Origin of the sequence: Halobacillus litoralis, assembly GCF_020524085.2 — a bacterium.
Lineage (GTDB): Bacteria > Bacillota > Bacilli > Bacillales > Halobacillaceae > Halobacillus > Halobacillus litoralis_E.
On the sequence record NZ_CP129016.1, the window covers coordinates 301,779 to 325,357 of the forward strand.

16 protein-coding genes and 4 pseudogenes are annotated in these 23,579 nt (G+C 47.1%); 3 read left to right on the plus strand and 17 right to left on the minus strand.

Annotated features, from left to right (window positions below; translation table 11 throughout):
* Window positions 1–217: 217 nt before the first annotated feature.
* The 8 genes and pseudogenes from rlmD to pruA all read right to left on the minus strand — a co-directional run bounded on the left by rlmD (window position 218) and on the right by pruA (window position 10,094).
* Window positions 218–1,609, minus strand: coding sequence for a 23S rRNA (uracil(1939)-C(5))-methyltransferase RlmD (gene rlmD, locus LC065_RS01655; RefSeq protein ID WP_226593846.1), 1,392 nt, complete (start codon window positions 1,607–1,609; stop codon window positions 218–220).
* A 136-nt stretch (window positions 1,610–1,745) separates the two neighbouring features.
* On the minus strand, window positions 1,746–2,666 hold the full coding sequence (locus LC065_RS01660; RefSeq protein ID WP_226593845.1) for a diacylglycerol kinase: 921 nt from the start codon (window positions 2,664–2,666) through the stop codon (window positions 1,746–1,748).
* Between the two features lie 155 nt (window positions 2,667–2,821).
* Entirely contained in the window at window positions 2,822–4,252 is a 1,431-nt protein-coding gene (gene gatB / locus LC065_RS01665) for an Asp-tRNA(Asn)/Glu-tRNA(Gln) amidotransferase subunit GatB (protein WP_306163704.1), read from the minus strand.
* Window positions 4,252–5,721: pseudogene (gene gatA / locus LC065_RS01670) on the minus strand (Asp-tRNA(Asn)/Glu-tRNA(Gln) amidotransferase subunit GatA). Before gatA ends, gatB begins: the two are co-directional and overlap by 1 nt.
* 12 nt (window positions 5,722–5,733) lie before the next feature.
* Window positions 5,734–6,024, minus strand: a complete 291-nt coding sequence (gatC, locus tag LC065_RS01675; protein WP_089651494.1) for an Asp-tRNA(Asn)/Glu-tRNA(Gln) amidotransferase subunit GatC — start codon at window positions 6,022–6,024, stop codon at window positions 5,734–5,736.
* 512 nt (window positions 6,025–6,536) lie between these two features.
* On the minus strand, window positions 6,537–8,048 hold the full coding sequence (gene putP / locus LC065_RS01680) for a sodium/proline symporter PutP (RefSeq protein ID WP_226593844.1): 1,512 nt from the start codon (window positions 8,046–8,048) through the stop codon (window positions 6,537–6,539).
* A 6-nt stretch (window positions 8,049–8,054) separates the two neighbouring features.
* Window positions 8,055–8,180, minus strand: a complete 126-nt coding sequence (locus tag LC065_RS01685; RefSeq protein ID WP_264187927.1) for a hypothetical protein — start codon at window positions 8,178–8,180, stop codon at window positions 8,055–8,057.
* Window positions 8,181–8,543: 363 nt separating this feature from the next.
* Window positions 8,544–10,094, minus strand: a pseudogene (pruA, locus tag LC065_RS01690) (L-glutamate gamma-semialdehyde dehydrogenase).
* 384 nt (window positions 10,095–10,478) lie between these two features.
* On the opposite strand from pruA, the gene LC065_RS01695 reads away from it, so the two are divergent.
* Window positions 10,479–11,288, plus strand: coding sequence for a ZIP family metal transporter (locus tag LC065_RS01695; protein ID WP_306163705.1), 810 nt, complete (start codon window positions 10,479–10,481; stop codon window positions 11,286–11,288).
* A 53-nt stretch (window positions 11,289–11,341) separates the two neighbouring features.
* Here the strand turns inward: LC065_RS01695 and LC065_RS01700 are convergent, their stop codons facing one another.
* From LC065_RS01700 to LC065_RS01735, 8 genes and pseudogenes are all read right to left on the minus strand, one after another.
* The gene (locus tag LC065_RS01700) at window positions 11,342–12,517 is read right to left on the minus strand and encodes a CamS family sex pheromone protein (protein ID WP_226593841.1); all 1,176 of its coding nucleotides are present in this window, start codon (window positions 12,515–12,517) and stop codon (window positions 11,342–11,344) included.
* An 89-nt stretch (window positions 12,518–12,606) separates the two neighbouring features.
* Window positions 12,607–14,608, minus strand: a pseudogene (ligA, locus tag LC065_RS01705) (NAD-dependent DNA ligase LigA).
* Window positions 14,609–14,622: 14 nt separating this feature from the next.
* The gene (gene pcrA, locus LC065_RS01710) at window positions 14,623–16,857 is read right to left on the minus strand and encodes a DNA helicase PcrA (protein WP_306163706.1); all 2,235 of its coding nucleotides are present in this window, start codon (window positions 16,855–16,857) and stop codon (window positions 14,623–14,625) included.
* Window positions 16,854–17,564, minus strand: coding sequence for a heptaprenylglyceryl phosphate synthase (locus LC065_RS01715; protein WP_226593835.1), 711 nt, complete (start codon window positions 17,562–17,564; stop codon window positions 16,854–16,856). Before LC065_RS01715 ends, pcrA begins: the two co-directional genes overlap by 4 nt.
* A 256-nt stretch (window positions 17,565–17,820) precedes the next feature.
* Complete coding sequence (locus tag LC065_RS01720; protein ID WP_226594122.1) at window positions 17,821–18,408, minus strand: YitT family protein; 588 nt, start codon at window positions 18,406–18,408, stop codon at window positions 17,821–17,823.
* Between the two features lie 126 nt (window positions 18,409–18,534).
* Complete coding sequence (locus LC065_RS01725) at window positions 18,535–18,837, minus strand: YerC/YecD family TrpR-related protein (protein ID WP_146815674.1); 303 nt, start codon at window positions 18,835–18,837, stop codon at window positions 18,535–18,537.
* 37 nt (window positions 18,838–18,874) lie between these two features.
* Window positions 18,875–19,918: a DUF3048 domain-containing protein gene (locus LC065_RS01730; RefSeq protein ID WP_371933385.1), complete on the minus strand. Its 1,044-nt coding sequence runs from the start codon at window positions 19,916–19,918 to the stop codon at window positions 18,875–18,877.
* A gap of 29 nt (window positions 19,919–19,947) precedes the next feature.
* Window positions 19,948–21,693 (minus strand): adenine deaminase C-terminal domain-containing protein, encoded by a 1,746-nt coding sequence (locus LC065_RS01735; protein WP_226593831.1) that lies wholly within the window; start codon window positions 21,691–21,693, stop codon window positions 19,948–19,950.
* A 73-nt stretch (window positions 21,694–21,766) separates the two neighbouring features.
* Between LC065_RS01735 and LC065_RS01740 the strand changes: the two genes are divergently transcribed.
* Window positions 21,767–22,021 (plus strand): YgaP family membrane protein, encoded by a 255-nt coding sequence (locus tag LC065_RS01740; protein WP_226593829.1) that lies wholly within the window; start codon window positions 21,767–21,769, stop codon window positions 22,019–22,021.
* A 191-nt stretch (window positions 22,022–22,212) separates the two neighbouring features.
* A complete protein-coding gene (locus LC065_RS20315; RefSeq protein ID WP_335808466.1) occupies window positions 22,213–22,320 on the plus strand; it encodes an EYxxD motif small membrane protein in 108 nt (35 codons plus the stop codon).
* Here the strand turns inward: LC065_RS20315 and purD are convergent.
* Window positions 22,282–23,565: pseudogene (purD, locus tag LC065_RS01745) on the minus strand (phosphoribosylamine--glycine ligase). The gene LC065_RS20315 and the pseudogene purD overlap by 39 nt on opposite strands.
* Window positions 23,566–23,579: the final 14 nt, after the last annotated feature.

Consider the following 23,579-nt stretch of genomic DNA (forward strand, 5'->3'; position numbering starts at 1 on the left):
CATTAACACTCTAAAGCAACTAGGTTCAGGCACCGACATTGCTGTTGTTAGTGATTTTTCGCAGCCTGAAAGTTGGGCAGCTAACTTACAGCATATAGATAAGGAGTGGATTTCCATGTAAAACAATAGGGAGATACTAGTGTTTGGTTGCCTCTTCAAACACTAGTACCTCCCCTGCTTTTCTCTTATTCATCCAAACAAATGACTCTTCAAAATACTATAGGGATTTACTTTCTTTCTTCTCTAACCACGTCACACACTCCACATGACTCGTCTGCGGGAACATATCGACAGGCTGAACTTCCTTCGTCTCATACCCGCCATCTTCAAGAATACGTAAATCACGAGCAAGCGTCGAAGGGTTACAGGATACATAAACAATCCGGTCCGGTTCCATATCCAACATCGCTTTCAACAGCTCCTCATCACAACCTTTACGTGGAGGATCCACGACGATCACATCTGGACGGAGTCCCTGGTTTCGCCACCATGGCATAAGCTCTTCCGCTTGTCCAACATAGAACTCTGCGTTATCCATCTTGTTCAGGCGGGCATTCTTCTTCGCATCAGTAACGGCTTCAGGTACAATTTCAACGCCATAAACTTTCTTCGCTTTTTGAGCGAGGAACAAGGAAATGGTTCCAATACCGCAGTAGGCATCAATGACGGTTTCTCCGCCTCTCAGATCGGCATAGTCGAGAGCCTGATCATAGAGTTTCTTCGTCTGGGTCGGATTGACCTGGTAGAACGATTTCGGTGAGATCATGAATCGGATATCGCCGATCGTGTCATAAATGTACTCATCGCCCCAGATGATGTTCGTCTCTTTACCGAGGATGACATTTGTTTTCGCATTGTTGACGTTATGGACGATCGATTTCACGTTTGGAAAGGCATCACGAATCTCATCGATCATTTTTTCTTTGTGCGGAAGTTTTTTCGTCTTCGTGACGAGGACAATCATGATGTCTTTCGTATTCTGACCGGTACGGACCATGATGTGTCTCAGAACGCCGCGGTGAGTCTGTTCGTCGTAGGCATCAATTCCGTGCTTGGATGCGATGCGGCGGACGGTTTCGACCATGCGATCGTTCATTTCGTCCTGGATCAGGCATGTATCCATGTCGATGATGTTGTGACTCCGTTTCTGGTAGAATCCGGTCATCAGTTCACCGTCTTTTTTCTGCCCGACAGGGATCTGGACTTTGTTGCGGTAACGCCATGGATCCTCCATGCCAACGGTCGGGTGGACAGGGACATGCTCGAGATGTCCGATTTTCTTCATGTTGTCTTTCACTTGCTTCTGTTTCATATCGAGCTGCATTTGGTAGCTCATATGCTGAAGCTGACAGCCGCCGCACTGGTAAAACACATCACATGGGGGCTCCACGCGGTCTTCACTTGCTTCTGTCACGTTCACCAGCTTGCCAAAGCCAAAGTTCTTTTTCACTTTGACGACTTTCACTTCGGCCTTTTCACCTGGAAGGCCATACGGTACGAAAAGTGGATAGCCATCGACTTTCCCTACCCCATTGCCTTCGTGGGTCAAATCTTCAAAGCTCAGTTCAATCGTCTCGTTTTTCTGTACCGGCGGTTTCGGTTTCGCCATTGATCATCCGTCCTTTATCTGTATACTCTAACCGTAGTTTATCATATCTCTAAGTGCGGAGTCGCCCCTGTAGGCTATGTACTCCCCCCTAAACAAAACAAAAGAACGCCACTGTCTCATACAGCAGCGCTCCCCATTATTCTTCTTCGTCAGCTTCTTCTTCTTTAAATATGTCTTCCGGAACAAAAAAGTCCAGATGTCTGTATAAATTGACAAATTCCCCGGGCAATAATCCACCGAATTCCCCGTCGATATTCAACTGCATCTTTTCATCTGTCTTCACTTTCACACGGCTCGCGGTCGTGTGGATGAATTTCGGATGATTCAAGTGGTTGCCCTGGATGGCAAGTGTCGCTAAACGGACGAATTCTGCGATGTTCATTTTTTCAATGATCATCAGATCAAAAAGTCCGTCATCCATACGGGCGGAAGGCGCCAGTTTTTCAAGACCGCCGACAGAGTTGGTGTTACTGACGAGGAAAAGCATAATCTCGCCTTCATACCATTTGCCGTCATACTCCATCTCGACGTGTGTCGGACGGATGGATGGCAGCATCTCGATGCCTTTTAAGTAGTAGGCAAGCTGACCGATCATCGTCTTCAGCTTACTTGGTACTTCATAAGAAATTTCGGTTATTTTACCGCCACCGGCGATATTCATGAAATATTGGTCGTTGACACGGCCGATATCGAGCGGATGGCTGTAGCCTTCCAGGATGATATCCACCGCTTTATGAATGTTTCTAGGCACGTGTAAGGCACGGGCGAAATCGTTCGTTGTCCCGACTGGAATGATGCCGACTTTCGGTTTGTGTGGTTTTTCGGCAAGTCCGTTGATGACTTCATTGATGGTTCCGTCTCCCCCTGCAGCGACAACGAGATCGAATTCACGATCGACGGCGTACTCTGCTGCTTTGACGGCGTCACCAGCACATGTTGTGGCATGAGTGGAGGTCTCGTAACCGGACTGTTCGAACCGTTGCAAAATGTCCGGGAGAACCTTGCGTATGACTTCTCTTCCAGAGGTCGGGTTATATATAATTCGGGCACGTTTCATCGTGTATGACCCCCTTTTCTATCCAAGCATGTTCCATTCTACATCATAGCGCTTTTTCCTGGATTTGCAAACCATTTCTATAGTATATGATGACAAGTCCTAAACCATACGAAAGCACGCACCAGCAAGTGCGTGCTTTCTTGAAATTCATGCGGTTAGCGCTTTTCCATTTCTGCAAGGATGATCTTGTTGACCATCGGCGGGTTCGCTTGTCCTTTGGTTTCTTTCATCACCTGACCGACAAGGAATCCAAGGGCTTTGTCTTTTCCGTTTTTGAAGTCTTCGATGGACTGCGGGTTGTTGTCCATGATGCCGACAACGATTTCAGTCAGCTGACCTTCGTCGGAAATTTGGACAAGTCCTTTATCCTTAACGATCTTCTCAGGATCGCCGCCTTTTTCTACAAGCTCCGTGAAGACTTTCTTCGCGATCTTGGAACTGATGGTTCCGTCTTCGATCAACTGAATCATCTTCGCAAGAGATGCTGGTGTCAGCTCAAGCTCATGAAGCTCTTTGTAGTGCTTGTTCATGTAAGCTGAAACTTCACCCATCAACCAGTTGGATGCCTGCTTGATGTCCGCTCCTTCGGCAATTGTTTCTTCGAAGAAATCGGAAAGCTCTTTGTTGTTGGTAAGAACCATCGCATCGTATTCTGGAAGTTTCAGTTCTTCGATGTAACGCTTCTTACGAGCATCTGGAAGCTCAGGAATTTCGGCACGGATGCGTTCTTTCCAAGCTTCATCGATGTGTAATGGTACAAGATCCGGCTCTGGGAAGTAACGGTAGTCATCAGAACCTTCTTTGACACGCATCAGAATCGTTTCTTTCGTCTGCTCATCGTAACGACGAGTCTCCTGAAGGATTTCTCCTCCGGAAAGCAATTCTTTCTGCTGACGCTTCTCTTCGAATTCCAGTCCTTTTTGTACAAAGGAGAAGGAGTTCAAGTTCTTAAGCTCTGTCTTCGTTCCGAACTCTTCCTGACCGATCGGGCGGATGGAAAGGTTAGCGTCACAACGTAGGGAACCTTCTTCCATTTTACAGTCGGAAACGCCTGTGTACTGGATGATGTTTTTCAATGCTTCCAAGTACGCGTACGCTTCTTTCGGTGAACGGATGTCCGGCTCAGAAACGATTTCAACGAGCGGAGTACCTTGACGGTTGTAGTCGACAAGAGAGTAGCCGTCATCACTGTGTGTCAGCTTACCTGCATCTTCTTCCATGTGAAGACGCGTAATGCCGATACGCTTCTTCTTGCCATCGACTTCGATATCGATGTAGCCATTTTCACCGATCGGCTTGTCAAACTGGGAGATTTGATAAGCTTTCGGGTTATCCGGATAGAAGTAGTTTTTACGGTCGAACTTCGTGTCTGTCGCAATGTCACAGTTCAAAGCCATGGAAGCTTTCATCGCGAAGTTGACAGCTTCTTCGTTCAATACCGGCAGCACACCTCGGTACCCAAGGTCGATCGGGTTCACGTTCGTATTCGGATCATCTCCGAACATGTTCGGAGACGGGCTGAAAATTTTTGAGTCTGTTTTCAATTCTACGTGGACTTCAAGTCCGATAATCGTTTCAAAGTTCATTAGCGCGCACCTCCAAGGGACGGGCGTTGTTTATGATAATCAGTCGCCTGTTCGAAGGCATGAGCGGCACGGTAAACGGTACCTTCATCAAAGTGTTTTCCGATGATCTGAAGGCCGATCGGAAGACCGTCCCCAGAGAAACCGCATGGAATCGAGATTCATGGTACACCTGCAAGGTTAACCGGAATCGTCAAAATATCGTTCGCATACATCGTCATTGGATCGTCGACTTTGTCCCCTACTTTGAAGGCAGGTGTCGGTGTTGTCGGCCCGATGATCACATCGTAGTCTTCGAACACTTTTTCAAAATCGTTCTTGATCAACGTACGAACCTGCTGGGCTTTCTTGTAGTACGCATCGTAGTACCCAGAGCTCAACGCGAAGGTTCCAAGCATGATTCGGCGCTTCACTTCGTCACCAAAACCTTCGGCGCGGGAACGCATGAACATGTCGAGCATGTTTTTCGCATCTTCGGCACGCTTTCCATAACGGACACCGTCAAAACGGGCCAGGTTCGCTGATGCTTCAGAAGACGAAATCAGGTAGTACGTAGATAGTGCGTACTTGGAGTGAGGAAGAGAAACTTCTTCCCATGTTGCCCCCATTTTTTCGTATTCTTTAAGTGCAGCTTTGACCGCTTCTTTTACTTCTTCAGAAACCCCTTCAGAAAGGTATTCTTTCGGTACACCGATCTTCATACCTTTCACATCACCAGTCAGAGACTCGGTGTACTTCGGCACTTCAACGTTGGCAGAAGTAGAGTCCATCTTGTCATGACCAGCAATCGTCTCAAGTAAGAACGCGTTGTCTTCGACGCTGCGCGTGATCGGTCCGATTTGGTCAAGAGAAGAGGCGAACGCGATTAGTCCGAAACGGGACACACGGCCGTAAGTAGGCTTTAATCCGACCACACCACAATAAGCGGCTGGCTGGCGGATGGAACCACCTGTATCGGAACCGAGAGAGTAAGGAACTTCTCCTGCGGCTACAGCTGCTGCAGAACCACCACTGGATCCACCTGGAACGTAATCGGTATTCCAAGGGTTACGAGCCGCTGCGTAGCTGGAGTTTTCGTTGGAAGAACCCATCGCGAATTCGTCCATGTTCAATTTTCCGATCGTAACAGACTTGGCGTCATTCAGTTTGTTGACAACGGTCGCATCATACAAAGGATCATCAAGGTTAGACAGGATTTGGCTTCCTGCTGTTGTACGCAGTCCTTTTGTTACGATGTTATCTTTCACACCGATTGGAAGACCAAAAAGCTTCGCATCGTCGTTGCCGCGCTCCTGGTCAAGCTCTGCCGCCTGCTTCTTCGCTGCTTCTTTGTTCAGCGTGATGAAGGCCTGGACTTCTTCATCCACTTCTTCGATACGCTTGTAAGACTCCTCCACTAAGTCCGTGACGGAAATCTCTTTGTTATGTAGCTTCTCTTGAAGCTCACGTAATGTATAGTCAAATAAAGACATCGTCGAACCTCCTTATTCCAATACGGATGGCACTTTGAACTGTCCATCCTGCTTGTCCGGTGCATTTTTCAGTGCATCATCCTGAGAAATCCATTTCTTCGGCTCGTCCTTACGCATGACGTTCTTCAAGTCAAGAACGTGGGTCGTAGGCTCGACGCCTGTTGTATCTAATTCATTCAACTGTTCAGCATACGTGATGATGTCATCAAGCTGCTTCGTGAATGTCGTTGCTTCTTCTTCCGTGATCGCAAGGCGCGCGAGATTCGCGACGTGCTTCACTTCCTCTTTGCTAATTCTGGACATAATGCGACCTCCATTTCGATCTCACATAATATATGATCATACCAAATATCAGAATCCATTTTCAACGTACGGATACACCTTTCTTAGTTTAACACATCAGAAGGACGCTGTCTTATCGTGAAAACTCCCTTATTTGGAAGGGTTAGTTTCGAGACTTTTGTCGGTGGTTATGGTGGTTGGGAAAAAGGTTCGCTTTCCGTGGGCGAGTGATGAGCCTCCTCGAGCTGACGCTCTCCGGGGTCTCATCTACCACGCACTTCCCACAGGAGTCTCACCGTTTTCCCAACCACCATATGTAGTAGCAAATCTCAAAACTCCGACTTCGATTGCCATGTAATGAACCAGTAGAACTCGTCTAGAAAAGATAGCTATAGAAGGACACCCCAGGAAAGATATCCTTTCTCCGACGACCTAGGTCCAACAACAAATAGAAATTAGATATTCCTCATTAACTTTTAAGAAAACAAAAAATTCCCGGCCATAAGACCGGGAATTTTGTAGTGAAGAATTTCTTACATTTTCGTAACTTTATCAAATTCTTCAGCAATATCTTTCGGTGGTTGACCAGTAAGACTGACAAGAATGGAAACAAGACCACCAAGGATGAAACCAGGTACGATTTCATAAAGGTCAAAGATTCCGCCACTCAAGAAGTCTCCCCAAACAACAACGGTAACGGCACCGACGATGATACCAGCAAGGGCACCATTACGTGTGATGCCTTTCCAGAATAGGGACAAGATGATAACCGGACCGAATGCGGCACCGAAACCTGCCCAAGCGTAAGATACAAGACCAAGAACGGTACTGTCCGGGTTACCTGCTAGAAGCACGGCGATCAAGGCGATGCCGGCAACAGCAGCACGACCAACCCATACCAATTCTTTTTCAGAAGCGTTCTTACGGAAAATCGCTTTGTAGAAGTCCTCTGCTAGTGCAGAAGAAGATACAAGCAATTGAGAGTCAATGGTACTCATGATGGCAGAAAGGATCGCTGCTAGTAAGATACCTGCAATAACCGGGTGGAACAGGATCTGAGAGAACGTGATGAAAATCTTCTCAGAGTCGACGAGCATTTGAATGCCGCCTTCTGTCATCACTTCTGCATTGAATGTAGAAAGATCCGCTACATCTGCAGTGTTGATGTAAGCAAGTCCGAATAGACCTGTGAAGATGGCACCGTAAAGACCTAGAACCATCCAGCCGATACCGATCAAGCGTGCTTTTGGAACGTCCTTAGGAGAACGTAGGGCCATGAAACGTACAAGGATGTGCGGTTGACCGAAGTAACCAAGTCCCCATGCAAGGGAGGATAGAATAGCCATGGCACCGACACCTTGAACCATGTTCAAGTGAGATGGATCGATTTGTGCTACTGCGTCTGTTGCAGCATTCCAACCACCAAGTTCAGAAATCGCAACGATTGGTACAGCAATCAATGCAAAGAACATCAGGATACCTTGAACAAAGTCTGTCCAACTTACGGCTAGGAATCCACCTAAGAAAGTGTAAGAAATAGTAACAATTGCGCCTAACCATAGAGCTTGTGTATAACTTAATGCAAAGGAAGCTTCAAACAGTTTCGCACCGGCAACCATACCGGAAGATGTATAGAAGGTGAAGAATAAAAGAATGACAAATGCAGAAATGACACGTAACACGTGGGAGTGATCACGGAAGCGGTTCTCAAGATAGTCTGGAACAGTAATCGAGTCATTTGCAATCTCCGTAAATACACGAAGTCGGCGTGCGACGAACTGCCAGTTTAAGTATGCACCAATAGCTAGACCGACACCGATCCAAGCTGAGGACAACCCTCCAGCATAAATCGCACCAGGCAGACCTAGTAGCAACCAACCACTCATGTCGGATGCACCGGCAGATAGTGCGGCAACTCCTGGACCTAAACGACGACCACCTAAGACATAGTCAGATAAATCACTTGTTAGACGGTACGCGGCAAAACCGATTCCAAGCATACCGATTAAATAGACAATAAACGTTATTAACGTAGCAGTACTCATGTTTTATTATTCGCTCCTCTCAGTGAATAGTGTAATGATGGATAAAATGATTAAAATTGGCATTGGTACAAATAACCAGAACCATGTTGCTCCAGCGATGGTTGTTGATGTTGCAGTAGCGAGTTCAAACACATTTCCACCTCCCAAATGTTGGTTTATACAATCCTATGCAAATCGTACCGACGCATGGTCCTTAAGTCACGAAGACTTAAAAAAACCAAACACAGGTACAACTATATCATAATACTTTTGTAAGAACATTGCAAAAATTGCGTAAATAGGTCATAATTGAATTTTTATTCGTTAATTTAGTATAAAAATACACATATGTGACATTTTTATGATAATCATTCACAAAATTTATTTTAAAAATTTTTCGAGATCATAAAAAAATGGGGAAATGTTCCCTTTTCCCGACAGCATTAGTATGTTCCATATTTCAGAAAAAAATCCCTTTCCACAAACATGTGAATAAGGGATTTTTTGGTCGTTCTATTACAGCATTTCAGACGTTGTTTTTCCTTGCATATGATGAATAAGGTAATCAGGCCCTCCAGCTTTTGAATCGGTTCCTGACATATTGAAGCCACCGAACGGATGATAGCCTACGATCGCTGCTGTACATCCACGGTTGAAGTACAAGTTACCAACATGGAAATCTTCGCGTGCTTTTTCAATATGCTCGCGATTGTTGGAAATGACAGCTCCCGTTAAGCCATATTCAGTATTATTTGCGAACTTGATCGCTTCATCAAAAGATTTCGCCTTCGTGAAGCCTACCACAGGACCGAAGATTTCCTCCTGCATGAGACGTGCTTCTGGATCAAGGTCGGCAAAAACAGTCGGTGCGACGAACCAGCCTTTGCTGTCATCTCCTTTTCCGCCTGTCATCAACCTTCCTTCTTCCTTACCGATTCCGATATAACTCATTATTTTATCGTAAGCGCCCTGGTCGATCACCGGTCCCATGTAGTTGCTGTTATCGGTTGGATCCCCATAGTTCACTTGTTCCTTCGTCTTCTGAACGACTCGATCCAGCAGCTCATCATACACATCTTCATGAGCAATGACACGCGAACATGCGGAGCACTTCTGTCCGGAAAAGCCGAAAGCCGAGTACGTAATTGCATCAGCCGCGAGTTCAAGGTCAGAATCGCTGTCGACGACAATCGTATCTTTTCCGCCCATTTCAATGATGGTACGCTTCAACCACTTTTGACCTTCGTGAACTTTTGCAGCACGTTCGAATAAACGAGTACCGACTTCACGTGAACCCGTAAAGCTGATAAAACGAGTGCGAGGATGATCGACAAGATAGTCGCCGACTTCCTTTCCGCTTCATGGGATATAGTTGATGACCCCTTTCGGCAAGCCCGCTTCTTCCAGCACTTCCATCATCTTATATGCGATGATCGGAGTCGAACTCGCTGGTTTAAGAAGAACCGTGTTCCCGGATACCATAGCGGCAACCGTCGTTCCACACATGATGGCAAAGAGGAAGTTCCATGGGGAAATGACAACCCCTACTCCAAGCGGAATGTAATGGAAACGGTTGTTTTCAATCGGACGGGAATTGATTTCCACGCCTTTATCAATTTCAAGCATTTGTCGCCCATAAAACTCCATGAAGTCGATCGCTTCTGCAGTATCCGCATCGGCTTCTTTCCATGGCTTCCCGCCTTCTTTGACGAGGTGTGCCGTAAACTCATGCTTACGACGACGAACGATCGCTGCAGCACGGAAAAGGATGTCCGCACGGAACTTCGCTTTCGTTTTTCTCCACCAGTCAAATGTCTCATCTGCCACCTGGTGAGCTTTCTCAGCAAGATCCTGATTCGCCTTCGACACATAGCCGATGACTTCTTTCTTGTTAGCCGGATTGACAACTTCGATCTTATCATCCGTCATGATCCGCTCCCCGCCGATGATCAGAGGATACTCTTTTCCAAGGTCCGCTTCTACCTGCTTGATTGCCGCCTGCAGAGCTTTCCGATTTTCTTCCACTGTGAAATCAGTAAATGGTTCGTGTTTGTAAGGGACTACCATAAAAAAACCGCCTCCTTGAAAAGTAAAATGGGAGACGCTATGTAATATTTTGAAAATTACCACATTAAGCGTTTCCACAACTATTCTATCGTAACTATGATTCTAGTTCAAACGATTGAGATGGATTTGAAGTTAAATAATTATATGTAGGCTACTGAATGGCATCCACTGGATTCATACTTGGAAATGCTCGTTTTTAATCATTTTTTGTCGAATTTCGTTTCCTTACTAAACCATATTTTCGCATTCATTATGAAAACCAATCTTCTATTCACCTCTACCTTTGGATATTTGACGAATTTGATACACGCCTATAAAATGGTCATGTCAATATTTTTTGCCTTCATGCAAAAATCAAACTTTCATTCCGAGGTGTGTGTAACTATGATTGAACTTATAAAAGAGTTAAATCCCGTACTACAGGCCCTTATTGGTACCTTATTTACATGGGGCATGACCGCTCTTGGTGCCTCTCTTGTCTTTTTTGTGAAAGGATCGAATCAAAAATTTCTTGATAGTATGCTCGCCTTTGCTGGCGGGGTCATGATTGCGGCAAGCTATTGGTCGCTTCTAGCTCCAGCCATAGAAATGTCTTCAGAAGGACCTGTTCCTTCATGGGTCCCTGCTGCTGTAGGCTTTTTATTAGGTGGAGCATTATTGCTGGTCATCGATCGCATGCTGCCTGCATTAGATACGGATCGTTATTTATATGATATTAAAGATGAGAAGGCTAAAAACCGAACCGCCCTCCTTGTCTTTTCCATGACTCTTCATAATATTCCAGAGGGACTGGCCGTGGGCGTTGCGTTTGGAGCATTAGCTTCTAATGGAACCGAAGCCACGCTAGCCGGAGCAGTGGCACTTGCCATTGGAATTGGTATACAGAATTTCCCTGAAGGAACAGCCGTATCCATGCCCCTTCATCGTGATGGAATGGGGAAAAAGAAGAGCTTTCTGTTCGGACAATTTTCCGGCATGGTGGAACCCATAGCAGCTGTCATCGGTGCCCTCGCTGTAATTGCCATTGAGCCGATTTTGCCTTACGCTTTGAGTTTTGCAGCAGGAGCAATGATTTTCGTTGTAGCTAAAGAAATCATTCATGGTTCACATGAGAAAGGGAACGTCAATTTGGCTTCCATCAGTCTTATGCTTGGTTTCGCTGTCATGATGACGCTGGATGTCGCTCTTGGATAATAGAAGGTTCACATAACAAAGACCGCACAGGATATTCCTGCGCGGTCTTTCTATTATTCATACACATGAACGAATGGTTCCTGCTCACCGGCTTTTTTGACGATCAGACTTTCCGGTTCATCCATGCTGTGGATATTCACTTGGACATTATAATGATCTGCAAACATTTCGTTTACAAGACTGTACACATATTGCGTGAAACCGACAACTTCCGATTCGGATTGGAACTGGATCGGTATTTCAACCGATACTTCGCGAAGTTCGTTATTGACGTAAAAACCATTGGCGATCATGCCTACGAAGTTCGGAAAATAGTCAGAAACTTCTTTTCTGAAGTCCGAGAAGATCTGTGAATCATCGAAGTGATCCTCTTCTGCTTCTTTGGAAGGAAACAGCACGTGTTTTTCTTCGATACGATCCCAACCATTGATGGTCATGTCAGACCCTTTGACGTACGTTTTACTTAAAAACTTACCTGGAACTTTCGAGCTCGCTTCCTCTTCTTCATATAAGGCAAAGACGACAGGAACATCATTGAGCTCTTCTCTTTTCCGAATTCTTTCTAATATTTCATCCGCATATTCTTTCCCTTTTTTGAGGAGCTCCTCCGTCGAATGATCTTCGGATAAGCTTTTTCCTTCTACCGTAAAATTATATACGGTTCGTAAGGAAATTCCGATAGTTAACCCACTCAGTTCCACCTTATTTTCGTCTTTTCGAACTAAGTAATTCTGTTCTATGATGTTGGAAATATAGCGGGGGCTCTCACGGAAATCTTCCTCAGTTGCTTCGTCCTCATTCAATTCAGGATTCAATCCATCTTCTACTTCTTCCGGATCCTGATCTTCATCTACCTGCACGTTTCCATCACGCCCCAACCATGTAAGAAGCGTATCTCCATCTAAGTATTGGCCGGGCTGGAAGAAGTATTTGTCCGGACCGAAGTATTCTTTAGAATGACGGCGCAGGCCGCTTTCGAATTCATCGATGTCCATCCGGTTCCCCATCTGGTTCGTCGTCACAGCACGGGCGGTTGAAACCTTCGGGCTGCTCTCTGTCAGGATCATCCGGTAATCCTGTTCCGACATGTTGTAGTTCGGGATGATGGCGGATTGATTATTTTTTTCATCTTTTGTTTCTTGTATGACTTCTTCTCTGTTGTCAAAAACGGGCGTACACGCGCTTACGACGAGCAATGAACTAAGCAACAGTGCGTGCATCTTCCTCATGCTTTCCACTCCCTTAATGAGACCAGCCGGAGCGTGTATGGTTTCTCACGCTCCGGCTCCTCTTGTATAACCATAAAACGTTTGGTCGATCAGGATAGAGCGTTTTTGAACTGCTCTTCATCCCAGATTTCAATCCCCAAGTCTGATGCTTTCGTGTATTTGGAACCGGCGTCTTCACCAGCGATAAGAAGGTCGGTTTTTTTTACTGACACTTCCTGTCACTTTACCGCCAAGTTCCTCAATCATTTTCTTCATTTCCGAACGACTGTACTCTTCCATTTTCCCTGTAAGGACCACAGTCTTATCGTTGAAAGGAGAATCGATCGGCTGATCACTCTTCTTCGCACCCTTATATTCCATGTTCAGGCCGAGCTGCTTCAATTCTTCTAATAACTGGATGACCTGGTCTTCATCAAAGTAGCTGGCGATCGATTCGGCCATCTTACTGCCGATTTCAGGAATGGTTTCAAGTGCAGCGGCATCCGCCTCTACGAGGGCGTCCATATGTTCAAAATACTGGGCAAGCGTGCTTGCGGCTTTCGAACCGACATAACGCACCCCAAGACCGAACAGCAGTCGCTCAAGGGAATTTTCTTTTGAAGCTTCAATCGCATTCAAAAGGTTCTCCACTGATTTTTCACCCATACGATCGAGCTGCAGCAGCTCTTCACGGTCGAGCTTATACAAGTCTGCGATCGTATGAATCAAGTTTTCCTGAAACAGTTGGGCGATCACTTTTTCCCCAAGACCTTCAATATCCATCGCATTTCTTGAAACGAAGTGGATCAAGCCTTCCCGCAATTGGGCCGGGCAGTTCGGATTCACACATCGTAAAGCGACTTCTTCATCAAGACGGACAAGCTGACTGCCACATTCCGGGCATTCTTCCGGCATACGGTACGGCTCTTCCTCGCCAGTCCGCTGATCTTCAACAACACGAACGACTTCAGGGATGATGTCCCCGGCTTTCTTGATGACGACCGTATCTCCGATACGGATGTCTTTTTCGATGATCAAATCTTCATTATGCAGGGACGCACGTTGTACCGTTGTTCCTGCAACTTTGACCGGATCAAGAATCGCTGTCGGTGTCACGGCACCTGTACGACCGACACTGAGTTCAATGTCTTTGAGTTTCGTAATCGCTTCTTCTGCCGGAAACTTATAGGCCGTTGCCCAGCGCGGGCTTTTCGCAGTAAAGCCCAAGTCTTCCTGTTGGTCGAGGCTGTCCACTTTGATGACGATGCCGTCAATCTCGTAATCAAGGTCAGCACGGTGTTCGACCCAGCTATTGACATAGTCGATGACCTCTTCGATATCGTTACACTTTTTCCACTCCGGATTGGTTTTCAGTCCGAGCTCTTTCATTTTCTCCAGGCGCTCACTGTGCGCTTCGGTCGGATCGTTTTCCCACACACCGATGCCATAAAGGAAAATATCGAGGTTACGCTTGGCCGCGATTTTCGGGTCCAGCTGCCTTAAGGAACCCGCAGCTGCGTTTCGCGGGTTGGCAAAAGGCTCTTCCCCATTCGACTCCTTGGCTTCATTCAGAGCCATGAACGATTTCTTCGGCATATACGCTTCACCACGGACTTCGACGGTCATCGGCTCTTTCAAGCGAAGAGGGATGTTCCGGATGGTCCGCAGGTTTTTCGTAATGTCTTCTCCGGTCGTCCCATCTCCACGAGTCGCTCCCCGTACGAAGATCCCATCTTCATATTTCAAAGAAACCGCAAGGCCGTCGATTTTCAATTCACATACGTAATTGACCTCTGCATCGGTGCCATTTTTGACACGACGGTCGAAGTCGCGCAGTTCTTCATCATTAAAAGCGTTGCCGAGGCTGAGCATCGGGATGTCGTGCTGCACTTTCACAAAAGCGTCGAGAGGCTTGCCGCCGACCCGCTGGGAAGGCGAGTCCGGTGTCTGCAAGTCAGGATACTCTTCTTCAAGCTTGATCAGTTCCTGCATTTTTTTATCATATTCATAGTCGGAAACACTCGGATCATCGAGCGTGTGGTATTCATAGCTGTACTGCTCAAGGTCCTGTCTGAGTGTTTCGATCTTTTGCTTAGCTTCCGTTGCGTTCATATCCATCCACTTCCTTACGCTTTCGTAATCGGAGCAAAACGGGCAAGCAGGCGCTTGATGCCTGTCGGTGCCGGGAAGGCGATATCGAGTTCCATCGCATCTCCTTCACCCTGCACTTTGACGACCGTACCTTCGCCCCACTTCTTGTGCTGCGCTTTGTCCCCAGGCTGCCAGCCAATTTTCTCGCCGCCTGAAGATTTTTTCTCAGGCTTCTTCGCGGCCCGTTTCTTCGGAGCGGCTTGAGGCTTCGTGCCGAACGGCGTGCTTTCCCGGTTTTTATTGAAGAATGGCAGCTCTTCTTTCTGTTCTTTTCCTTCAATCAGTTCTTCCGGAATTTCATGGATAAAGCGACTGATTGGATTCATGTTCGTACGGCCGTAGAGGGTACGCATTTTCGCGTGAGAAATGAACAGCTCTTTCTCTGCACGAGTGATCCCGACATAAGCAAGACGTCGCTCTTCTTCCATTTCCTCTTCATCCATAAGCGCACGGCTGTGCGGGAAGACGTTCTCCTCCATACCGATCAGGAAAACAACCGGGAACTCAAGTCCCTTCGCTGAGTGCAGCGTCATCAACGTCACTGTGTCGACACTACTAGGGTCTTCATTCATAGAATCAATATCCGCAATCAAAGCGAGATCGGTCAAGAAAGCGACCAGTGTCTTATCTTCCGCGTTTTCTTCAAAGTTCTTCGTAACGGATTTGAATTCTTCGATGTTTTCAAGACGGCTTTGCGCTTCGATGCTCTTCTCATTCATGAGCATCTCTTCATAGCCGGTTTTATCAATGACTTCCTGTACCATATCCGTTGCAGAAAGGAATTCCTGCTGCTCAGCCCAAGTCTGAATCATTTTACGGAAGCTCATGATCGCTTTCGCTGCTTTTGCGCTTACGCCGACGAAATCGACTTCAGCAGCGGCTTCGTATAAGGAAATATCATGATCTGCCGCATAGGCAAGCATCTTATCCATACTCGTTTTCCCGACACCGCGCTTCGGTTCGTTGACAACACGCTGGAAGCTTAAGTCGTCGTTCGGGTTCGCGATGAGACGGAGGTAGGCAAGCATGTCCTTGATCTCTTTACGATCATAGAACTTCGTCCCACCGATCATCTGATACGGGACCCCTGCTTTGACAAACGTTTCCTCAATCGTACGGGACTGAGCGTTCGTACGGTACAAAATCGCAACATCCTGATAGCGGAACTTTCCTTGGCGGACGAGGTCTTCAATTTTATCTGTAACAAAAAGACCTTCCTCACGTTCGGTGCCTGCCTGGTGGTAATGGATCTTCTCTCCACCTTTATTGTCCGTCCAAAGACGCTTCGGTTTACGGCCGCTGTTTTTATCAATGACGTTGTTGGCAGCATCCAGGATTAATTCCGTCGAGCGGTAGTTCTGCTCAAGCAGAATCGTACGTGCTTTCGGGTAGTCACTTTCAAAGTTCAGGATGTTTTGAATATCCGCCCCGCGCCATGCATAAATCGACTGGTCGGAATCACCCACCACACAGAGGTTCTGATAACGGCTCGCCAAATGTTTGACGAGTTGATACTGGGCATGGTTCGTATCCTGATACTCATCGACGTGGATGTACTGGAAACGGCGCTGGTAGGATTCCAACACTTCCGGCACTTCGTCGAAAAGTCTTAAGGTCTGCATGATCAAGTCGTCGAAATCAAGCGACTGGTTTTTGCGGAGTTTCTTTTGATAGCCTTTGTAAATTTGGGCGATTTGTTCTTCATGCATATTGCCCGCTTGTTTTTCATAATCTTCTGCGGTCATCAGTTCGTTCTTCGAATTACTGATGGCTCCGAGCATCGCACGAGGGTCCCATTTTTTCGGATCGAGGTTGATCTCTTTCAGCACTTGTTTAATGACAGAAAGCTGATCGCTCGAATCGAGAATCGAAAAGTTGCGGTCATAACCGATCCGGTCGATGTCACGTCTCAGAATCCGTACACACATGGAGTGGAACGTGGACATCCAGATTTTTTCTCCGTCTTTGCCGACAAGAGATTCGACACGCTCTTTCATTTCGCGTGCCGCTTTATTTGTAAACGTAATCGCTAATATATTCCGTGGCGCTACATCTTTTTCACTAAGGAGATAGGCGATGCGGTGTGTCAGTACACGTGTTTTACCACTTCCGGCACCTGCCATGATGAGCAGCGGGCCTTCTGTGTGGGTCACCGCTTCTCGTTGTTCTGTATTCAAGCCTTGAATCAATGCGTTCAATGCCTGTGTCATGAGGGTCCACCATCCTTCATCTTCATTGATTTAACGGCTTCGACCGTTTTAAGAGCAACCTCTAGGTTATCATAAATCACATCGCCGACAACGATGACATCTGCATAGGCCGCCATTTCTGCTGCCTGTTCTTCCGAACGGATGCCTCCGCCGTAGACGAGAGATGTATTTTTCAATTCACGGGCCACGTCTCTGACCAAGCCGGGATTCCCGTATGTACCACTGTATTCCATGTAAAAGACAGGGAGACGGAAGATATGTTCAGCCATCCGGGCATAGGCGAGGACATCGGCATGATCCGGAAGCGAGCAATCGGTTCGTTTGAACACCTTCGCTTCAGGGTTCAGTACACAATATCCTTCTGTGAGCATGTCCTGCCACTCGATCACATCTGCATACTCTTTGATCGCCTGGTGCTGCACATCAATCAACCACTTTTTATGTCCACTGTTCAGGACAAGAGGGATGAAATAAGCATCAAAGCCGGGCGCAATGGCTTCAATGTCCGACACTTCCAGCACAAAGCTGGTGTCGTATGCCTCGATGCGTTCCTGCAAATCCGTGACGTTTTCGAACGTGACGCCGTCTGTGCCGCCGACGATGATCGCATCTGTCCCTGATGTGCATATCTTCTCTAAGTCTGCGTCTGTGATCGTCTTATTCGGATCAAGCTTGAACACATGATCCCACTCGCTTATATTGTACATTTCCGTCCTCCAAAACAACAGTTATCCATCTACCCATTATAGCAAATTTTCACCCCCGGGTTGAGGGGCACACCCAAACAATTCTACGACCATGATAAGAAGAGGGTGTGAAGAGTGGTGGAAATATATGTATGACCCGGTACATCATAAATTGTAAACACACAAAAGCCCGTCCTCTCTCACTCAAAAGAGAGGCGGGCTTTTGGTTCTGGTGCTGTAAAATTATAGATGACCAGGTCATCCATATATTTCCAGGTCACGAGGGTTGTTCGGGGAGGAGGCGGCTGGATGTGAAGGTCATGGTGACGAGTCCGACGCTTAGGATAGTGATAGCGGAGAGCATGAGGGTTTCGAGTGAGAACAGGTAGCCACTGGCACCGATGACAACAGCGTCGATCGCGAGGATAACGAAGCCGACATTGACTTTGCACCAATCGGCGATCATTTGGGCGAGGAGGTCGGTTCCGCCCGTGCTTGTATGGACCCGTAGCATCAATCCAATCCCACCACCCACAAGGGCCCCTCCAATAATAGAGCTGATCGCTGGATCGAGCGGCAGGTGATGGACACGCAACCCTTGTAGTACATCAATAGAGAAAGAAGAAATCAACAAGCCGTGCAGACTGTTGTAGAAATAGGAACGGTAAAAGAACCAGGCGAGCGTAAAAATCGGAATGCTGAAGCAGATGATTGTAAGTCCTACTTCAAGCCCCCATATGTAATTGGCAATCATACCTATCCCAATTATGCCTCCATCTAACACATGATCTGGAATCAGGAAAAAGTTGATGCCGAGTGAAAGTATCATACTGCCGAGAATGATCATGGCGCCTTTTTTCAACATCGTTTTCATCGGACAGGTCCCCTTCCATAGTACTAGCCTATGCCTGTCCGTATTCTCTTAGAATCATGGAAGTCTTTTACCCTCGCCAACAAAAAAAGACTGCCCACAGTGGCAGCCTCTCATCATCTATTCCGTTTGCTTCGCTTGTACACGGTCAAGCGCTTGTGTATAAGCGTCATTACCATAGTTCAAGCAGCGTTTCACACGGGAAATCGTCGCTGTCGAAGCACCTGTTTCGGTTTCAATTTTATGATAAGTGAAGCCTTCACGCAGCATGCGCGCTACTTCCAGTCGCTGAGCGAGTGACTGGACTTCATTCATCGTTGCGAGATCATCAAAGAATTCATAGCATTCTTCTATACTTTGCAAAGATAAAACCGCTTCAAACAGTTGATCGAGCGTCTTTCCTCTCAATTTATCGATCTGCATGCCTTTTCCCTCCTTACTCCGTTTCTACTGCAGCGTTTCATGGAATGATGTTCACCCAGGTCTTCCCTGGTGTAAAGGCCATCGGGCTGCCGTCTTTATAGGGAAGCAAACGTCCATCGACGTTCTTCCACTCTACTTCTTTCATTTGTCCTTTTTGTAAAAGATACCCGTTCCCGCCTGATATGAGATCAATCGCACGACGACCGGCGTTATCGATGATCCGGTGGTCCGTTTCTATGATCCAGACATTCTCTACAGCTACACGTTCTTCATTCAAACGGTCGATGGTCGGCTCTCCATCACTGGAACGCAAAAACTGATCCTTCTCAGCATCATACGTAAAGCTCACATTCGTTCGACTGCCGTAAGTGATCTGGACTTCATCCACCGGCGTTCCATCGAAGGAACCTTCTTCTGCAAAAGGCAGAGCTTCAGGTTCTCCTTCAGCCTTATAGCCTTTACTTGCCACTGCCTGCTCCACTCCTTTTGTTAAAAGATAGGAATTGTGAGGAGCTGAACGATCGGAGGACCGTTCAAATAACCAGCCGTTGTTATCATACATCGCCCCATCCAAATAATCGACACCGCTGCTGGCTACTTTTTGATTAATGGCTGTCGACGCACCGTGATACGTATAAAACGCATCAAATCCATCAGCGATTTCAAAATAGTATGGACGTGCACTTCTTACCGGACCTATTGTATCAGGAATCTCACTATGGAACAAAGCGAGGAAGCGTGTGATCTGCCCCTCTGCCAAAACTTCATAGACGATGTCGGCCTGGCTCAACCCTGATTGAGGCCTCGCTTTCGGGTGGTTGTTCACCATGACGGACAAGGCACGATGGTCTGCTTTATCAGCCGTCGGTTCGCCCGTCAGTGGAAACGTTTCTGTATAGGCTTGTTCGGTTTCTTCCTTTTCATCAACGGTCACGTTCTCTTCTATCTCTATTTGTTCTTCGACCGCTGTTTCTTTCTCTTTCGTTTCTTCAGGTTGTGCAGCCCCTGCTTTCTCATTACAAGCAGTGAGTAAAAGGACGATAAGCAAGCTGAAGAATGTAAGCTTTCTCAATAACAGCACTTCCCTTAATCTGTATTCCCTCTTTTATTTTAACGCATTATTGAAGGAAAGAGTACCTCTTTCTTTTTCACGTCCATAATTCCAAGCGGAGTAATCCGGATGAATGGCAGATGCATGGACGATAAGAAAAGAAGCGTATAGACGGGATCATTGAACGTAAACCCTTGCTCGAGCAGGCATTCTTTTAGTTTCGCTTCTTCCTCCATGAGCTCTCTCATCGGCAGATCGGCCATCACACCGCCAAGGGATAATGGCAGTTCATAAAGGACTTCCCCTTCATTTACCAGCACAATCCCGCCACCGATTTCCTTCATGCGCTGAAAGGCCTTCTTCATATCTTTACGTGATTTTCCTGTCAATATGATATCCCCTGTATTGCTGTAAGAGCTGACGAGGCCGCCTAAGGTCTGTGTGAATCCTTTCAGCATCGTATTGACCATCCATTCCCCTTCCCGGTCCATCAGCATGAGGTAGGATTCTTTATTGTCCTCACTCAACCGGTCGGTGGAAACGTCCGTGTCGATGGCATATGGTTTCATGATGACATCATTCACCATCTCTAGACCGATCGGCATGGAGAACTGCATATCCGCATCCGTCACTTCCCAATCGAGTTCGAGCGGCTTCACACCATTTTTCTCCCATTGGATCGGTGTTTCTTTCTTCAAAACTTCGCCATCACGCTTCATCCATTCGCCTTTAGCGATGATGGAGTGCGGCATCGGATCTTTCGGGTCAGATAAAAAGTTCAGATGAGCGACGCGCCCGGCGTTCAAGCTTCCTACACGATTCTCGATTCCGAAATGACGAGCGGCGTGATACGTAGCCATCATGTACGCATCTATTTCCGGCACGCCGGCGTTCAATGCGGTTTGGATGCAGGGATTGATCAGTCCTTCACGATAAAAGCCAGGCGTCGATCCATCCGTTGTGTACATCATGTGGTCGAAGTGGGTGTGCCCTTTTTCAACAAGACCCTGTAAAATATCCGGAAGATCCGGGCGGATGGATGAATAGCGCAACCCTGTATGATAACCGATTTCCAAACGTTTCAGTACATCATCAGCGGTCATCGATTCATGCTCTGAATCCATGCCGAGCAGGCGCATTTTCACAAGCGTCTGTTCCGAAGCACCCGGAAGGTGAGCTTCCAAAGGCTTTCTAGAGCGTTTAGTCTCCTGCATAAAATGTAGAATTTGCTCGTCTCCATGATGAAGGACATCCGGCCAGGCGGTCAGCTCCCCGCCCTGAATCACCGCATCATGACTGATCCAGTCTGGAATCTGTGAATCGAAAGCATGACGATCTTCATCCCGGAGTACGGACTGCGGGTCAAAACGGGCCCACCAGTACATCGTCGCCGGCAAATCCATGAATTCTTCCAACAAAGAAAACGCTTTCTCTTTTTCCGTTAAAAAAAGCCACATCAAGTTATCGTTGACGAGCGTTGTCGTCCCCGTCTCTGCCGCATATTCTGCGAAGCTCTGGGGATTATATAACTGAAATGGGTGAGCATGCGGTTCAACGTAGCCAGGCACAATATAACTGTCTGAGCCATCAATGATTTCCGTGCCTTCTGTATGAGAAGGAAGCTCTTGGCCGGTGTAAATGATGCGATCATCATACAACCAAATGTGGCCATGCATCCATTTCTTCAAGTAAACATTCAAGTAAGTTGTATTTTTTATTAATTTCGTCGGCGCCGCTTTACCATCAATGATGGCTGCATGTTCACGCAGCTGACGGTTCCGCCAACGAAAACGTGTTTCGTTCATGGAGCGTACCTCCCTGAGATCATTATGTTCTATGGTAACACAGGAACTTCCATTCTGGTAAGGAGGAAGCACAATGAAACCGAATATCGGAATCATCAACAGTATGGTCCGCATCACCGCAGGTCTTAGTATGCTGACCTATTTGACGATCCGCGGTGCACGCAGAGAGTGCGATTCTTCCCATCCGCTTCTGATCATGATGTCTGCATTGAAGGTTGCGGAAGGGATTGTACGCTTCTGCCCATTGACAGCCGTCTATGAAGAAATGTCTACAGAAAAAGACGGCATCGAGCAAAGCTGGCAGCAGAATATTCCGCAGGACCAATAAACGCGGAGGTGTACGGCATGTTTCTTCCGATGATTTTCTTGTTCCGTCGATATTTTAAGAATTTGGCCGATAAAAATAAAGTTTAGCCGATATATCTAGACTTTAATTGATATAGCCAAATTTTAATTGATAAATTTCAATAACCAAAAAAGAGCGGGCGGCCCCGCTCTTTCTTTAAAAGGATGAATCATATGGATTTTATGGAGTACTTCACAGACGTCGGTTTCGTCATCGTCACCATCATCGGTTCGATTGCCGCTCTATTCTATGTCGGCATGCGAAGCCGACGAAGAGACTGATGATCGTCCGATATCTCTTCGATAGAAAAAGTCGCCCTGGTTCTCAAATGGGCGGAGCGATTGATACGTACGGTCCAGCGCTTGCGCCAAGTCTTTTCCTTTATTCCCAATTAAGAGGACGCGCCCGCCGCTGGATACATATTTCCCATCTTCCCAAGCTGTCCCCGCATGGACGACAAAACCGTCTTCATCCACTTCCACCTCAGGTAATGGACGGCCTTTTTCATAGGCTCCTGGATAGCCTTCGGAAGCGACGACAACTCCCGCACAAACTTCTTCCGACCATGTCAGGTCAGGATTTTTTCCATCCAGCACATCCATCATTACTTGTACGAGATCATTTTTCAGTAGAGGTAAAACCACTTGCGTTTCAGGGTCTCCAAATCGCGCGTTGAACTCGATCACCTTCGGACCATCGGATGTTTCGATCAGTCCCGCATACAAGATCCCTGTAAACGGACGCCCTTCCTCCACCATTGCTTCGGCTACCGGCTTGACGATCGATTCGACAGCAAACACGTACGACCAATTATTCAATGCTTGCACAGGAGCGAAGGCGCCCATCCCGCCTGTATTCGGACCTTGATCTCCATCATAGGCCCGCTTATGGTCTTTCGCAGGGATCATTGGATAGACATTCGTACCATTCACAAATGCCATTAACGAAAACTCCTCCCCTGCCAAAAACTCTTCTACGACGATTTCCCGGCTCGCATCGCCGAATTGCCCATTTTCAAGCATGTCTTCTGCTGCTGATAACGCCTCGTCCACAGTTTCAGCTACAACGACACCTTTTCCTGCCGCCAGTCCGTCCGCCTTCACAACAATCGGTGCGCCTTTTTTTCTAATAAAAGCTTGAGCAGCTTCCACACCTGAAAAGGCTTCATATCCAGCCGTCGCAATCTCATATTTGTGCATGAGCTGCTTTGCAAAATGCTTGCTTCCTTCGATAAGAGCAGCCGCCTTGGTCGGACCAAACACCGGCAGGTCCGCTTCCCGGAAAGCGTCCACTAAGCCATCGAGCAAAGGGTTTTCCGGCCCTACCACGGTCAGTCCCACCTTGTTCTCCCGGGCAAAAGCAACCAGCCCGTCAAAATCCTGCTCACTCATATCGATGCATTCAGCTATCTGACTCATCCCTGCGTTTCATGGGGCAGCGAAAATGCGTTCCACCTGATCACTTTCTGCGAATTTTTGCACAAGGCTGTGTTCCCGGCCACCTCGACCGACGACCAATACGTTCATAAGACTCCACCCTT

Excerpts from the sequence above, each read along its gene's own strand:
- rlmD (WP_226593846.1), bottom strand. The coding sequence starts at position 1,609 with ATGGCGAAACCGAAACCGCCGGTACAGAAAAACGAGACGATTGAACTG.
- LC065_RS01660 (WP_226593845.1), bottom strand. The coding sequence starts at position 2,666 with ATGAAACGTGCCCGAATTATATATAACCCGACCTCTGGAAGAGAAGTC.
- gatB (WP_306163704.1), bottom strand. The coding sequence starts at position 4,252 with ATGAACTTTGAAACGATTATCGGACTTGAAGTCCACGTAGAATTGAAA.
- gatC (WP_089651494.1), bottom strand. The coding sequence starts at position 6,024 with ATGTCCAGAATTAGCAAAGAGGAAGTGAAGCACGTCGCGAATCTCGCG.
- putP (WP_226593844.1), bottom strand. The coding sequence starts at position 8,048 with ATGAGTACTGCTACGTTAATAACGTTTATTGTCTATTTAATCGGTATG.
- LC065_RS01695 (WP_306163705.1), top strand. The coding sequence starts at position 10,479 with ATGATTGAACTTATAAAAGAGTTAAATCCCGTACTACAGGCCCTTATT.
- LC065_RS01700 (WP_226593841.1), bottom strand. The coding sequence starts at position 12,517 with ATGAGGAAGATGCACGCACTGTTGCTTAGTTCATTGCTCGTCGTAAGC.
- pcrA (WP_306163706.1), bottom strand. The coding sequence starts at position 16,857 with ATGACACAGGCATTGAACGCATTGATTCAAGGCTTGAATACAGAACAA.
- LC065_RS01715 (WP_226593835.1), bottom strand. The coding sequence starts at position 17,564 with ATGTACAATATAAGCGAGTGGGATCATGTGTTCAAGCTTGATCCGAAT.
- LC065_RS01720 (WP_226594122.1), bottom strand. The coding sequence starts at position 18,408 with ATGTTGAAAAAAGGCGCCATGATCATTCTCGGCAGTATGATACTTTCA.
- LC065_RS01725 (WP_146815674.1), bottom strand. The coding sequence starts at position 18,837 with ATGCAGATCGATAAATTGAGAGGAAAGACGCTCGATCAACTGTTTGAA.
- LC065_RS01735 (WP_226593831.1), bottom strand. The coding sequence starts at position 21,693 with ATGAACGAAACACGTTTTCGTTGGCGGAACCGTCAGCTGCGTGAACAT.
- LC065_RS01740 (WP_226593829.1), top strand. The coding sequence starts at position 21,767 with ATGAAACCGAATATCGGAATCATCAACAGTATGGTCCGCATCACCGCA.
- LC065_RS20315 (WP_335808466.1), top strand. The coding sequence starts at position 22,213 with ATGGATTTTATGGAGTACTTCACAGACGTCGGTTTCGTCATCGTCACC.